Here is a 14,173-nt window from a genome sequence, read left to right on the forward strand (position 1 = left end):
TACAAGTAAATCAGAAGGAGCATATCCTTTTGCTCCTTCTATGATCTTACAATGATCTTTCATCATTGTTATTTTCGTTTAATTCTATCGTTCCTCGTATAGTATTATTGCTTCCGTCGATGACTGAAACATTATTGCTGGCATGATTTGTTATATAAACTAGATTAGTGGTTGAATTAACATTTACTCCTTCAGGATATGAACTTACCCTAATAGTCCCTATGACTATATGGGTAAACCCATCAATAACTGACACACTATGACTAGCCCAATTTGTTACATATATCCTGTTAGTTGTGGGATTTACACCCACACCCATGGGATTCGATCCCACGGTAATATGGGCTATGACCTCATTAGAGCTTCCATCAATAACTGAGACATTATTACTTGCAAAGTTTGCAACATATATTCGATTTGTTACCGGATTAACCCCCACTCCAAAAGGACCGGAACCAGCAATTAGATTTCCTACAAGAGTATTGGTATGACCATCAATAACTGATATTTTGTTGCTGCGGGAATCTAAGAGATAAATTCTGTTGAGAGCAGATGGCAGAGTTGAATTTTGCGCCTCCATAGTTATACGTTCTTTATCGATGGGAAAAAGTTGTGCAGGAAGAACACTGTAGTTCATAGTCGATTTTCCAGCATCATTTTTACCCCAAACCGTGATTTCTAAAGAGTCAGAGCTTGATATAAAACTAAATTCTAAAGCCTCAAACTGTGCAAAATAGTTATGAACAACTACTTCCCCAGGTGCCAAGGTCAGCAAGTCCAAAACGTACTCCTTCTTAGTCGCTCTATCCCAATAATATCCATTGACTCTAATAGTATTAGTTATAAGATCCTTATTCTCTACTGTTACGGAGAGAGTTGAACAGAGGGGTACACCGGAAGCTCTAATGTTTTCTATCAATCCGGTTGTTAGCGAAGCCATTTTTCGCCTCCTTACAATATAGATCATAAATTATTATTGAAATTCAGTATTCTCTTGACTCAGTTAAACAGGCGAAGAAGTTATTTTAGTATCTTGATTAGAGGAGTAATAATTAATACTAGGTTTTATATATTATGTATGTGTCAATTGTTAGGTGATACAAGGAGGTTATTACAGAGTAAAAACTTTTACATTTTTTCTTATCGATTAATAATGTATTTAAATTAAAAGGATAATGCACTTAATTGCTACTGCATTATCCTAAAAAAATATTTGTAACTCATCAATTCCGAAACACTATCTCAATTTAGAAACAAATGCTTTCATGAAGCTAGTTATTTTGCACCTTCAAGTTGTCACAAATGACTATATATTAATATTTCCTTGTAAATCAAAGGCATCTAGTGACATCCCTACCGGTGCATCGCTTGCATACCCTACCGGGAAATTTGGATCAACTGTATCTGTCGGCTTTCCCCATGGCTGTGCAACTTCAAAGGTATTATTATACACTTGAATCTGATCCTCAGAGGGAACAAAGCTTCCACCAGCTCCACTGTAATATACAGCAAGTCGTTCAGGATTTGGATTTACCATTGTATTGTTTTGAATTAGGATCTCCTCCATTAAGTCATAATTTACACGGGCGAATAGAATAACTGAACTCCCAGAACGGTCTTGATGATCAATATCATTATCTTGGACTATTAAACTTGTTGGCCCAGCAAGGTGAGGGAAGAAATTAACGAACTGAGTGAATCTCGTCATTGTATTCCCGATTACATTAATATCACCAGAGGTCGTGTAGGAAACTAAATTTGGTTCTACTACTATTGCCCCAAGGCTTGTGCTATTGCCTTGGAACGTATTATTAAGGATATTTGTCGTCCCTCTAACTATTTGTAATCTTAATGCTTGAGTGTTAAGAGCGTTATGAATAAATAGTGTATCCTCAATGGTCATATTCTGCGCCCAAATATATCCGCTTCGTACAGTACCTTCAATAATACTGGCACGGAGATTAAAATTGTTGTAAAGATCAATGGGGTTAGATGATTTTAGTTGAACACTAAAAACAGCATTTAGTCCAGTTAAAGTCCTATTGCTAATTAAGTGCAAACTATCAATAGTTACATTATCAGACACTATCTGAATACCATCTAAAGTTACTGAAGGATCAAATACGACTTGCGGAAGTGGATCCGACTCACCAAGTAAAGTGAGTGCTTTAGGAATAACAATCTGAGTTGCAACATTATACGTTCCGCCTAAAACATGAACAGTTCCACCTGCTTCGACCGCAGAAATTCCTTCTTCTATCATCCCAAATGGGTTGGCCATGCTCCCGTCCCCATTTATAGCGCCTGCTTGAACCCAAATATTATTTGGATCAACGATGTGATTCACGGCATAATCCAAAACTTCTTGAACACTTGTCACCGTGAAATAACCTAATACCGGTCGGTTGTTAATAATTGAATCTAATACTTGATCTTGTAGATCTATACTTAGCATATCAAAGCCTGTAAGATCTAATCCAAGCTGAGGGTCTTCAATGGCAACGCGCATCTGGACTATTGTTTCTGCGTTATTAACGGCTTCTAACTCAGGTGTAATTAATGGAAGTTCACTTATTTTTAACACCATAATTGAGGCATTCACATTTGCTTGTGTTCCGCCGGCTGAGGCTTGTAAATTTATACTTGTTAAACTGGTATGATTCCTTACACTTAAGCTATCTCCTGCGGCCGCTGAAATGATGACCATTCCGGGGTTGGGCTGGGTCACATCGCCGGATCCATAAACGCTCCCTAAAACTTCCTGACCGTTTTGAAAGAGAGTAAATTGATTAGCTTCTAAACCAGCCACGATAAAGCAAACCGCATAAATACCGGAACTTGAAATAACAAGGTCTCCCGTATCAACAATATGGTTAGGACCAAATAATGCCCCGTTAGTACTAAACGATAAATCTTCTTCTACTGGAATTAGCTGTTCACCGGTATTAAAGATATAGGCATACTCCGCAATTAAGGCAGCACCTGTTGCTCCTGTCGTTCCGGTTGCTCCGGTTGCTCCGGTTGCTCCTGTTGCTCCTGTTGCTCCTGTTGCTCCTGTTGCTCCTGTTGCTCCTGTTGCTCCTGTTGCTCCTGTTGCTCCGGTTGCTCCAAGCTCAGAACCAACCAAATCTAGTTCGGCAGGCAATACGCGATGGGCTGCAGTTAAATTGCCATCGACATCTTTCCCCCAAGCCGATATTTCTACAGCATCAGAGTTGATGACAAATTGAAATTTAAAGGCATCAAAATTTGCATAGTAGTTTCTTGTTGCCGCTTCGCCTGCCATAAGGGTAACATTCTCTAATACATACTGTATTAGACCGCTCCCAGCTACATAAAACCCCCTAATTTCAAGGGAGGCTTCTAGTGCCTCATTATTTGCAATCCTTACAGTAAGGCTCGTACTTGGCCTTACCCCCATTACAGAAGTATTCTCTATCAATCCCGTAGTTAATAGGTCCATTCCCAATCTCCTTAATATTTTTATTTTTTATTAGAACCTACTAAATAATGAAAAATTCTTTTTTTGCCATTATATTAACCTGTCCTCTTTTTGGTTCCTCAAAAATTCTAAGTCAACGTCATTTAATCAACGAGAAAGATATAGATCACAACATGTCTATGTTCCCACAATAATGATGGGAAGCAGTTACTACCACTCCCCATCATTTTCCACATTTTTATTTAGTTCAGCCATTCAGGAAAGAGCTTCTTCGCCCTTTCTTGAACAATTACGGAACATGCTTCATCGGGATTCAAACTCATATTCTCGCCATGCCAGCGATATGCCAGCAGATGTTCTGGCAGAAATCCACAGGAATAATGGCGAAGGAAACGAAACCATAAATCATAATCGTGGGCTTGAGGTAAACCTACATCGAAAAACCCTACAGCCTCTAACGCATTACTGCGCATCATCACAGAAGATCCGTTGATAAAGCAACCCTCCATAAGGCGGGTGACCATTTCCTGTCTGCTGGGATAAAATGCCGAATTAACTTCGTATTGCTTTTTTCCATAGGCATCAATGACTACAAAGCTTGTGTAGCTAAACCCCATACCCGGGTCATTTTCCATGAGCCCCACTTGTTTTGCCACTTTGTCCTCTAAAAAGGCATCATCAGCACTTAACCAACAAATATACTTTCCACTGGCTGTCGATAAACCAAGGTTCAAAGCACTGGGTGTTCCTCCGTTTTCTTTATAAATATAATTGATCTTTGAACGATAAGGCTTAATTACATCTGCTGTCCCATCCGTGGAACCATCGTCAATAACTATCACCTCAAGATTTGCATAGCTCTGATTGATGACACTTTCTAAAGCATGAGTCAGGTATCGCGAGTGATTATACGTAGGGATAACGACACTAACTTTAGGCATTAGCATTAAGTTTCCTCCTTAATCACAGCACGTACTCAAAATCAAATCCTACTTGCTGCAGTAAGCTAGACTCATTCTGAGTATTGGCTAAATGACGGATGCTTCAAGTTTTTGGCATTTACCGTCTATTTAGGAATCTTACTTCAATGGAGTTTACACTCCATTGAAGTAAGATTATCACTTAATTACTGTATATCTTCTTCATCCACTCTACAGTTTGGGGCAAACCTTCTTCTAGCAACACTTTTGGGTTGTGGGCTAGATCCTCTTTTGCTTTACTGATATCTGGTCGTTTACTAACTGTATTGTGCTTATCTTCAGGAAGATATTTTACTAATTTCGAATTGCCATTAGTATATTTAAGCACCAAATCGCTTAAATCCTTGACACTTCGGTATTCCGTCCCTCCAATGTTATAAACCTCCCCAGGTTTAAAGTTATGAGCAACGTTAGCTATGGTAGGAATTAGATCATCTACATACATAAAAACACGATAGTAGCCTTCATAAACCTCATATGGGATTCCCTGTAAAGCTCGATAAATAAAGAGGCAGACTACACTGCGATAGGAATGATAGTATTCTCCGGGGCCGTAAGCGTTAAATAACCGTAGCCTAACGATTGGAGATTCGTATTTCTTTTCGAAGTTGATCACTTGCACTTCGTTAGCCCACTTAGTCAGAGCATAATCATTATGCTGAATAATCGTCTTCTTCAGAGGCAAATCTTCTGTTAACAATGGCTCCATCGCTTCCCCATAGATTTCTGAGGAACTTGTAAAGATCAACTTAAAACCCTTCTTCAATTGCCATTCTAATATATTCCTTGTTCCAATGACATTAGTTTTCCAGAGAGTGTCATAATAATGTTCTCCGTTGATACGTCCAAATTCAGCGGCTAAATGAAAAACATAATCATAGTCTTGTTCAAATACCCGGTCTAACTGACGATACTCAGAGATATCCGCTCTAATATATTTCCCCCCCAGATGATGCTGCAAATCCACTTCCCAAACATCGTTTCCTCTAAATTTGAGTACTTCTACTAATCGTTTACCTAACGTGCCCTTGCTTCCCGTCACTAAAATCTTAGCCATCGTATTGCTCCTTTTCCCACATTTTAATCTCTAAGGCCTTATGCCGATCTAAAATAACCCTGGCAGTATCTTCTTCATTGTTTTGAGAATCCACCGTTTGCTGATTGATTGGATTAAAGCCTGCTTCACTTAACTCATCTGCAGAAAATAATGGATCTTCAACTTTAACCGTATTGCCGGCGGCTTCTAAAGCCCTAACCAAATCTACCCCTCTGCTATGCTTAAGATCCTTGACTCCTGTTTTATAGCTTATACCTCTTAGCCATACCTCTTTACTTATACCTACCTGTTTAAGGATTCGATCTCGATAACCCTGATCAGCAAGCTCAGCCCCCTCTAACAAAGCCGAGGGACAAACCGTCCTTAAAAAGTTCATATCTTTAGGCAGACATTCCCCTCCAATTCCCCAATCAGTTGTCAGTAATTCAACATTGTTTTTACTATTAACAGCCATTCTCAGTTCTTCATAACTCATCCCATTAGAAACACAAAATCCGTAAATCTCCTGGGCAAAAGCGACATCAACATAACGTTTTACATTTTCAACAACCTTCGATAACTCAGCCACTCGAACATCTGAAACCTCTACCAGTTGTGGGACCAATGGGCTATAAAACTCACGGCCCTTTTTTAGGCACTCTTTTGTGAAGGCTCCCATCACTCTGGGGGTATCACAAACGGTTTTATCCACTCCAAACATTACCCTGTGAGGAACATGAATTAAGAAAATATCTGTCCCTAATTTAAACCCTCTTTTCTCCAAGAATTCTCGAATTCGCACCATGGTACCCGGAGGCAACGTCGATTCGATGGAGATCAAAGCGCCTGGACAAATGATCATATGCTCTAGGGCTGAAAACAAATTTTGGCCCTGGTTACCGGTAGAAGGTGCCATTAACCATATATCTATCCCTGTTAATGCCCTATAATCCGTGGTTACTCTATATCCCTGGCGTCTCAGCTCTTTAACTCGACTCTCATTTACATCCACCCCAATGACCTCTCCAGAGAATTTCTGATCCAGATATGCGAACAGATTAAACCCGATATTCCCCAACCCAACGACACAGATTTTCATTATTGGAAACCATCCTCCCCCAATATCATCACTATAGGTTATGGCAGTCCACTCTTAGTTGACACAACTGATCTATATATCTGCTAGAAATAATCTCTGTGACGCTGGATAAAGCTGTAAAGTTTTGCAACCTTGATGCCTGTTAGAACATACACTAAAAAGATAATAAATTTATGGAGGACAAAACATGAAAATAGTAATCCCTGTTGTAAGCTTGGAAACGGGAGGAACACGCTTTATTTATCAGTTAGCAAACGAGATGGTGGATAAAGGACACATTGTTGAGATTGTACTTCCTGAACAAGCTATAGTTGCTTGGCCACTGCGTGCACAAGTTACTCGAATCAAAGAGCTTACTCCTGATAGAATCCCTTCTGCAGATTTTATCCTGCCAAATTTTTATCCTACAGTTTTTCCTGCATGGGAATCAAAAAAAGGCCGAGTCGTACGACTAAGCCTTGGGTATGAACCTTTATGGGTTGCAGAAAAAGAAAAAGCATTAGCTTCTTACCATATAAATGCTCCGATAATTTCCATATCCGAATGGCATCGCCAATTAATCCTACAAGAAACAGGGAAAAACAGTACGGTTATCTCCGGAGGAGTTGACACCTCTGTTTTTACACCTAGTCCTAAAAAATCTCTTTCTACCGGACGATTGACCATCGCATATATTCTTCGTTCTAAAGAACATGGGTATACTTGGAAAGGCACTGATGACTTTTGGGAAGCTTGTAAGGGTTTAGCGCAATTGGTTCCGGATTTTGATATACAAGTTGTAGCTCCGGAAGGAGCAAATTATCAAGCACCCCTTCCCTATAAAATCATTGAAGCCCCTGCTGACAATGATATGGCCCTCTTCTACGCTCAAGCAGATATTTTTGTTTCAACATCGTACTTCGAAGCTTTTTCCATGCCTCCCTTAGAAGCAATGGCATGTGGAACTGCCGTCGTAACGACCGATAATGGCGGCAACCGGGATTATACAAAAAATGGAGAGAACTGTTTTCTAGTTCCCCCCAGTGATACTCATCAGCTAACTCTTGTATTAGCTCATCTATTAACTCAGGAAGCAGTACGGACTCGCATTGCCCTGGCTGGTTTGCAGTTTGCTCAGTCTTGGACATGGCGGCACGCTGCTAATAAGTTAGAGACCCTACTATTTCAGTTAGCCCGCTCTTAGGATTCGTTTTAACAGTCTTTCCAAGCTAAAAGGGCATCGACAGGTTCAGCATTTTTTCCATAGACCTCCAAAAAAGCTTTATTACTATGGTCATGGAACTTACTAAAAATCAAAATATTGTAACCAAGCTTTTGAAAATCCTCTACCTCCCATCCTGATCGATGCCTTTGAAAGCTTTCTCCCCCCAAATTATAGTGATCGACGTCAAGTTGTCGGAAAAACCCTCTTGGAGTAAAGATAATCACCCTTTTAGCAGCGATTTCTTCTACTTGGCAGAGTACGTCCCAAGCAACTTCTTTCTCAAAATGCTCTATAACATCAATCAAGGTTACACTGTCTATCGACTTAGGCAAAAACAATTCTCTTAGGCCCTCTGCTCTAAAATTTATCTTTAAAAACGTTTCACCCAACTTAGTATTTTCTAAGTAGGGACGATGAGCATCAACCCCAACTTTTATCGGACAACAGAACTTTCCAAGGGTTTCACCTACTCCACAGCCTACATCAAGGACCGTATTTGAATCTGACAGTAGTTCATTAATGGTAACGAGAAAACCCTTATGCTTTACGGTATTGACTGTCACAGGCTGACATCCTTCCATCCTTAATTTTCGTTTCTTTACTATCATATTCAAAATTTCATTTAAAGTGCCATCTGACACACCAATACCCTCTGTGAAAGCATAATATGTAGTACCGGAAAGTAAAGGGAGGACAAACTATGAAAATCGTGTTTCCTGTTCTTAGTTTAGAAATGGGCGGGGGAGCCCGTTTTATTTATCATCTAGCCAATGCCCTTGTTGACAAGGGGCATGATGTTGAAATCGTGATGCCCGAAAAAGGACTCCAGGTATGGCCGCTTCGTGCCAAATTGCGAAGAGTAAAAGAGCTAACCCCAGCCTCCATCCCTTCAGCCGATTTCATACTTCCAAACTTCTATTTGACAGTTAAACCCGCTTGGGAATCTAGACGTGGGCAAGTTGTTCGCTTGAGTTTGGGTTATGAACCTCTTTGGGTTTCAGAATCAGAAACTGCAAAACAGACTTATCTAATTGGTGCTCCAATCATGTCAATATCTCAGTGGCACCGTCAACTTATACTCCAAGAAACTGGCTTACAAAGCACGGTAATTTCCGGCGGAGTGGATACCTCGACATTCTGCCCTTATCCTAAACCCTCTGCACTAACGGGCCGCAAGAACATTTTTTACATCATGCGTGATCCTACTTCAGGCTATACCTGGAAAGGGGGTTCAGACTTTTTGCAAGCTGTCAATCAAGTAAAAGAGCATATTGATTTTGAATTAACTGTATCTATACCGGAGAGCGCTCAATTTGCTAGCCCGGTTCCATGTCGAGTCAAAACCTCGACGACAGACCAAGAGCTTGCTCAACTTTATGCGGAGGCTGACCTCTTCGTATACACCTCTTACTTTGAGGCTTTTGGTTTACCTCCCCTTGAAGCGATGGCTTCCGGCACGGCCGTTATAAGCACCGACTGTGGCGGAAACCGTGATTATGTCAGAAGTGGTGAAAACTGTCTCTTAGTTCCTCCTAGCGACATTGATCAACTTAGCTCAGCCATTAGATATTTGCTAACTGATGAAATGGAACGTCAGCGTCTAGCAAACGCTGGCCACCTTTTCGCTCAAACCTGGACTTGGCAACGTACTGCAGATCAAGTAGAGGCGTTCTTGTTAAGCCTTAAGTAAGACCTTGTAAAATATTGGGAAACAGAAGGGAAGAATAGAAAATCACTAAAGAGTGATTGTATAAAGACTTGGAGGGGCCAGCTACGGCCCCTTCATTTATTATTTTCTTAATCAGGTGAAGTCTAAATCTTCATTATTGGATCCATCCTCGCCATAACTCATTACTTAAGTTATGGAAGTCCATCCCTTGTTGACACGACATTCCATTAATCATTTTGGTTTTATATCCTCACCGAGGATACGTATCTATTTTCACAAGGGAATAGGATTGAGCTCGGAAGGCAATACCCTATGCGCTGGATTTAGATTGTTATTAGCGCTTTTTCCCCATACCGAGATCTCCATTGAGTTATGAATAGTCATAAACTGAAATTCGAAGGCATCTAAATTTGCATAGTAACTTCTATTCAGAGCACCCTCCGGTACTAGAGTAATAATCTCACTGACATACTGCACCTTCGTATCACCATTAATATAGAAGCCTATGATTTGTACCGTATCATTAACTAGGCCGTTATTTGTAATTCTTATATTTAGTGTGAACGTCGGCCTCCCGTCTCCAACAGCTGTATTATCCAAGATGCCTGTCGTAACGTAAAACATTTTTAAGGCCTCCCCGTTGATTTATCTATTGTTTAAAATGCAGTTCCATGACGTTCATCAGCCGAAATTTACACTCAATAAATCCAAAACATCTTGAATTGGATTGTGTACCGTTATAGAGTCTGAGCCCGCGAACAGTAATCCGACCGCCAAGTTATTGTGATCAAACAGAAGGGAACCGCTATCTCCTCCAGAGGACATTTTAGTGGTAATAATTTGGTGATCAAAACGCAGAGTTCGTCCCGCTCCGTAATGCACGTCAACCAAAGCATCAAGAACAATAATCTCACCAAACGTTAAACCCGTAGTACGTCCCGATTTTTTGACTGCCATATTTAAAGCTGGCGTAGTGACTCCTTGAACCGAACCGATCTCGAGAATATCTGGAACGATCATGCTATTTTCCAGCGGTTCCCCAATGGCACAATCTACAACATTAATTTCTGGGTAATCAGCTAGACTAACAAATCTCTTCAAGCAAGCAATAATATACTGTCGAGCTGCGTAGCCAAGATCAACATGGACAAAATCAAGGGGTCCAGGTTGGTAGATCCTATCATTGATACTGGCTCTTTGATCGTTGCCATTGCTAGTATTCGCTAGGACATGATTATTTGAAAGAATCATCGGTTGCCCGGTAGAGTTATCGTAAACTACGGCTCCGAAGGTCCCAGCCGTAATTAAATAATGACCAATGCTCAATCCTGGAGGCGCGGGTCTCACCTTTTCCGTGCGACTTTGGAGCGGTTCGAGTATTTCCACTTCTATGGCTTGGAGTTTTCCCACTTCAATGACATCCGTAATCATATCATATACATTCTTGGGTATGAGTTCATGGTCGGCTAGCTGTTCAGAAGGAAGTTTTTTTGTTACTAAGACAACGATAGCCTCCTGATCGGTTTTTACACCCTTAACTTCTTTGAAACCACGCCCTACTCCAACAACTTGTGGGAGGGTTAATAGTTTTTTTTTGCTCTGGTCATCAAGCTTATCCATCATAAATCCTCCATCATTCCTCAATCCCATTACTATATGATATGGCCGTCCACTTATTATTGACACCACAGTGATACGTTTCAAGAGATTAGAGGTCTAGATATTTGCACTTACAAGGAAGGGTCGTAATAGAAGAATGACCGTTGAGCTTAATGAATTTAACCAAGTCTAAGACTCCAGCTTTTTACGAAGTGGTAGTCTTAGACTTTTTTCAATGTTTAACTTGTACTAGACAGCTCACTTACCAACTCTCCGTGACACTAAAGGATGCGTTGACTGTATTTGTAGCTGAACCTGCGATTCTAACTACGGCTAGTGTGACAACCTCATCAACGGGAAGGGCAAAGTCTAAAATTTCAGAAGTCGCTAGCACTCTGGTCCCGCCACCACCGCCGGATGTTAATCCTTGAAACACCACTTGTCCCCCGGTAATTGTTGTGGAAGTTGTGTTGACCAAGAGAGCCGTTTCAGCATTAGGGATGATGGTAGTAGCTGTCGGATAATTAACAAATGCGCCGTCGAGAGTCCCGCCTAAAAGTACTTGATAAGCTAACTCTACTGTCCCAATAATGTCAATTTCCTCTAAACTCACTTCAACGGAGTTAGCTCTTCCTGAACCTGCTGGAAATTCTGCTTTTCTCGTAAATGAAATTACAGGGGTTAATGTCGTCGTGACATCGGAAATGGTTCTTCTTTCTGAAGTGATCCTAATGGTAGGATTATATTTCCCGATAATATTATATTGTCTGCCGCCTACGAATAAATCAAAGCTAGTAGCTGTTCCGGCGTTATCGATTTCTGCTCGGAGCGGTTGGTTGGGATCAACAATACTTGTTTCACCGGTCGGTGAAAAGCGATGAACGGTAATTACTTCTTGGGCTAAGGTTGTGGGATCCGGTAAAACTACCCTGAATTCAATGATACCGTACCCGTACCAAGTAAAGACAACTTCATAAATATTTCCCTCGGCAAGGCTAAGGGTTGCTCCACTGGGTCCTGTTCCATCTAAGGGGTCTACATTCCAGGCGGATTGATTAATGACAGTTTCGACGCCTCCCCTTCGTATTGCCACAAAAATATTTGTGCTGGTTGAGCCGAAGAAAGCCCCATTTTCATCATCGAACATACCCCAACGTGCAATTTGAGTCCCCGCTGGCGCAGTAGGGATACGAACACCGATTCCAGCTTCCCCTGCAAACCCAGGCTCATACCTGCCTCTTAAAGCACTTTCTAAAATGGCAGAATCTACTCCACTTGCTGTCGTACTAACACTATATTCAGTTGCGTCATTGGTGACGGTTCCTCCGCCTGTTGTAATAACAACATCTCTTAATTCTGATACTCCATACACTGACGTTAATTCAACGATCGGAAACTTTCTGGCAACTCTTAGTTCATTAAATTGCGAGTCAACAGCTGGACCGATATTAGAGATAATAATATTGGACACGACAATCCCTCCTTTTCTGATCAAAGGGAGAAAGCTGAATTTCTCTTTCTCCCTTGATTTCTTATCCTCTTACCACTCTTCAGTTACCTGGAAGGTAGCTGTTACCAAATTACTACCACCTGCCAAATTTGCAACGGCAAGGGTAACTGTGCTATCATCTGGTAATTCAAAATCAAGGAGACTATCCGTTGCTAAAACACGTGTATTTCCTGAAGCCCCTGCTGCTAATCCTTGTAATACTACTTGCCCACCGGTGATGGTCGTTAAAGTGCTGTTAACCATTAAGGCAGTCTCGGTAAGTGGGATATTTGTAGTCGCGGTAGGATAGTTAACAAATGCTCCATTTATGGTGCCATCCAATATTACTTGATAAACAATATCGTCTGCGGTTACAAGGTCAATCCCCTCTAACCTAACGCTGACGGAGTTAGCTCTTCCTGACCCTGCAGGGAAGACAGCTTTTCGTTGGAAGGCAATAATTGGAGTCAACGTTGCAGTGGCTGTGACCTGTCTTCTTTCAGACGTTATACGGAATACTGGGTCAAAGTTTCCGACAATACTATACTGCCTTCCTCCAACAAATAAATCGATTGCAGTAGCCGACCCGTTGTTGGATACTTCTGCACGCACAGGCTGATTGGGGTCTGCCAGACTCGTTTGACCCGTGGGTGAAAAGCGATTGACAGTGATAACCTGTTGGGCTAACGTCGTGGGGTCTGGTAAAACTACCCTAAATTCTATGACACCATATCCATACCAAGTAAACACCATCTGAAATATATTACCTTTTGAAAGATCGAGTGTTGCACCACTTGGTCCTGTACCATCTAAGCGATCCACGTTCCACGCAGCTTGGGATATTATTGTGTCGACGCCTGACCTCCTAATTGCTACGAAAATACCGTTCGCGACATCTTGACCAAAGAACAAACCATTTTGGTCATCGAAAACGCCCCATCTGACCACCTGATTCCCGGTGGGAGCCACTGGAAGACGTATACCGATTCCTGCTTCTCCCGCAAATCCTGGTTCGTATCTTCCTCTTTCCGCAGTCTCTAAGATCGCACTATCTACACCATTTGCAGTGGTACTTAATACAAATTCCGTATTATTAGTTCCAACTGTCCCCGCACCTGTAATAGTAACAACGTCTCTAAGGTCGGATAGTCCATATACTGAAACCAATTCAATAATAGGTGTTTTTTCCGCAGTCCTTAGCTCGTTGAATTGAGAACTAACTGCAGGCCCTACATTTTCTATTGTTGCCGCGGATTCAAAGGTACCGGTGGCTCCTGTAGCGCCAGTTGCGCCAGTTGCACCAGTAGCCCCTGTCGCTCCGACTTCTCCTGTGGCTCCAGTTGCTCCTGTCGCCCCGACTTCTCCTGTGGCTCCAGTTGCCCCCGTCGCTCCAACTTCTCCTGTGGCTCCCGTTGCCCCCGTCGCTCCAACTTCTCCTGTCGCTCCAGTTGCCCCCGTCGCTCCAACTTCTCCTGTCGCTCCAGTTGCCCCCGTCGCTCCAACTTCTCCTGTCGCTCCAGTTGCTCCTGTCGCCCCGACTTCTCCTGTGGCTCCCGTTGCCCCCGTCGCCCCGACTTCTCCTGTGGCTCCAGTTGCCCCCGTCGCTCCAACTTCTCCTGTGGCTCCCGTTGCCCCCGTCGCTCCAACTTCTCCTG

Annotated in this window: 11 protein-coding genes and 1 pseudogene; 2 read left to right on the forward strand and 10 right to left on the reverse strand. The window is 41.9% G+C overall.

Annotation, left to right across the window (positions count from 1 at the left end; all coding sequences use genetic code 11):
- Positions 1-46: 46 nt before the first annotated feature.
- The 5 genes from HGJ98_RS18955 to HGJ98_RS18975 all read right to left on the reverse strand — a co-directional run bounded on the left by HGJ98_RS18955 (position 47) and on the right by HGJ98_RS18975 (position 6,557).
- Positions 47-940 (reverse strand): YncE family protein, encoded by an 894-nt coding sequence (locus HGJ98_RS18955; RefSeq protein ID WP_291353269.1) that lies wholly within the window; start codon positions 938-940, stop codon positions 47-49.
- Positions 941-1,306: 366 nt separating this feature from the next.
- On the reverse strand, positions 1,307-3,463 hold the full coding sequence (locus HGJ98_RS18960) for a DUF1565 domain-containing protein (RefSeq protein ID WP_291353270.1): 2,157 nt from the start codon (positions 3,461-3,463) through the stop codon (positions 1,307-1,309).
- A gap of 221 nt (positions 3,464-3,684) precedes the next feature.
- Complete coding sequence (locus HGJ98_RS18965; protein WP_291353271.1) at positions 3,685-4,389, reverse strand: glycosyltransferase; 705 nt, start codon at positions 4,387-4,389, stop codon at positions 3,685-3,687.
- 175 nt (positions 4,390-4,564) lie between these two features.
- Positions 4,565-5,479 carry an NAD(P)-dependent oxidoreductase gene (locus HGJ98_RS18970; RefSeq protein ID WP_291353272.1) on the reverse strand — a complete coding sequence of 305 codons (915 nt, stop codon included), beginning with the start codon at positions 5,477-5,479 and terminating at the stop codon, positions 4,565-4,567.
- The gene (locus HGJ98_RS18975) at positions 5,472-6,557 is read right to left on the reverse strand and encodes an NAD-binding protein (protein WP_291353273.1); all 1,086 of its coding nucleotides are present in this window, start codon (positions 6,555-6,557) and stop codon (positions 5,472-5,474) included. The genes HGJ98_RS18970 and HGJ98_RS18975 overlap by 8 nt, the downstream gene beginning before the upstream one ends.
- Before the next feature lie 187 nt (positions 6,558-6,744).
- Here HGJ98_RS18975 and HGJ98_RS18980 point away from each other — a divergent pair, with 187 nt between their 5' ends.
- Positions 6,745-7,740: a glycosyltransferase family 4 protein gene (locus HGJ98_RS18980; RefSeq protein WP_291353274.1), complete on the forward strand. Its 996-nt coding sequence runs from the start codon at positions 6,745-6,747 to the stop codon at positions 7,738-7,740.
- Between the two features lie 8 nt (positions 7,741-7,748).
- On the opposite strand, the gene HGJ98_RS18985 is transcribed toward HGJ98_RS18980, so the two are convergent.
- The gene (locus HGJ98_RS18985) at positions 7,749-8,369 is read right to left on the reverse strand and encodes a bifunctional 2-polyprenyl-6-hydroxyphenol methylase/3-demethylubiquinol 3-O-methyltransferase UbiG (protein ID WP_291353275.1); all 621 of its coding nucleotides are present in this window, start codon (positions 8,367-8,369) and stop codon (positions 7,749-7,751) included.
- 92 nt (positions 8,370-8,461) lie between these two features.
- On the opposite strand from HGJ98_RS18985, the gene HGJ98_RS18990 reads away from it, so the two are divergent.
- Positions 8,462-9,451, forward strand: a complete 990-nt coding sequence (locus HGJ98_RS18990; protein WP_291353276.1) for a glycosyltransferase family 4 protein — start codon at positions 8,462-8,464, stop codon at positions 9,449-9,451.
- A 252-nt stretch (positions 9,452-9,703) separates the two neighbouring features.
- Here the strand turns inward: HGJ98_RS18990 and HGJ98_RS18995 are convergent, their stop codons facing one another.
- The 4 genes and pseudogenes from HGJ98_RS18995 to HGJ98_RS19010 form a co-directional block, all read right to left on the reverse strand.
- The gene (locus HGJ98_RS18995) at positions 9,704-10,054 is read right to left on the reverse strand and encodes a hypothetical protein (RefSeq protein ID WP_291353277.1); all 351 of its coding nucleotides are present in this window, start codon (positions 10,052-10,054) and stop codon (positions 9,704-9,706) included.
- A gap of 57 nt (positions 10,055-10,111) precedes the next feature.
- Positions 10,112-11,050, reverse strand: a complete 939-nt coding sequence (locus tag HGJ98_RS19000; protein WP_291353278.1) for a hypothetical protein — start codon at positions 11,048-11,050, stop codon at positions 10,112-10,114.
- Between the two features lie 241 nt (positions 11,051-11,291).
- Positions 11,292-12,500 (reverse strand): hypothetical protein, encoded by a 1,209-nt coding sequence (locus HGJ98_RS19005; protein WP_291353279.1) that lies wholly within the window; start codon positions 12,498-12,500, stop codon positions 11,292-11,294.
- 69 nt (positions 12,501-12,569) lie between these two features.
- Positions 12,570-14,173, reverse strand: a pseudogene (locus HGJ98_RS19010) (hypothetical protein); the annotation flags it as partial.

It is taken from the genome of Desulfosporosinus sp. (genome assembly GCF_014237355.1).
Taxonomy (GTDB): domain Bacteria; phylum Bacillota; class Desulfitobacteriia; order Desulfitobacteriales; family Desulfitobacteriaceae; genus Desulfosporosinus.

What these genes read in the sequence shown, in the direction of transcription:
- HGJ98_RS18955 (WP_291353269.1), bottom strand. Translation starts at nt 940, where the DNA reads ATGGCTTCGCTAACAACCGGATTGATAGAAAACATTAGAGCTTCCGGT.
- HGJ98_RS18960 (WP_291353270.1), bottom strand. Translation starts at nt 3,463, where the DNA reads ATGGACCTATTAACTACGGGATTGATAGAGAATACTTCTGTAATGGGG.
- HGJ98_RS18965 (WP_291353271.1), bottom strand. Translation starts at nt 4,389, where the DNA reads ATGCTAATGCCTAAAGTTAGTGTCGTTATCCCTACGTATAATCACTCG.
- HGJ98_RS18970 (WP_291353272.1), bottom strand. Translation starts at nt 5,479, where the DNA reads ATGGCTAAGATTTTAGTGACGGGAAGCAAGGGCACGTTAGGTAAACGA.
- HGJ98_RS18975 (WP_291353273.1), bottom strand. Translation starts at nt 6,557, where the DNA reads ATGAAAATCTGTGTCGTTGGGTTGGGGAATATCGGGTTTAATCTGTTC.
- HGJ98_RS18980 (WP_291353274.1), top strand. Translation starts at nt 6,745, where the DNA reads ATGAAAATAGTAATCCCTGTTGTAAGCTTGGAAACGGGAGGAACACGC.
- HGJ98_RS18985 (WP_291353275.1), bottom strand. Translation starts at nt 8,369, where the DNA reads ATGATAGTAAAGAAACGAAAATTAAGGATGGAAGGATGTCAGCCTGTG.
- HGJ98_RS18990 (WP_291353276.1), top strand. Translation starts at nt 8,462, where the DNA reads ATGAAAATCGTGTTTCCTGTTCTTAGTTTAGAAATGGGCGGGGGAGCC.
- HGJ98_RS18995 (WP_291353277.1), bottom strand. Translation starts at nt 10,054, where the DNA reads ATGTTTTACGTTACGACAGGCATCTTGGATAATACAGCTGTTGGAGAC.
- HGJ98_RS19000 (WP_291353278.1), bottom strand. Translation starts at nt 11,050, where the DNA reads ATGGATAAGCTTGATGACCAGAGCAAAAAAAAACTATTAACCCTCCCA.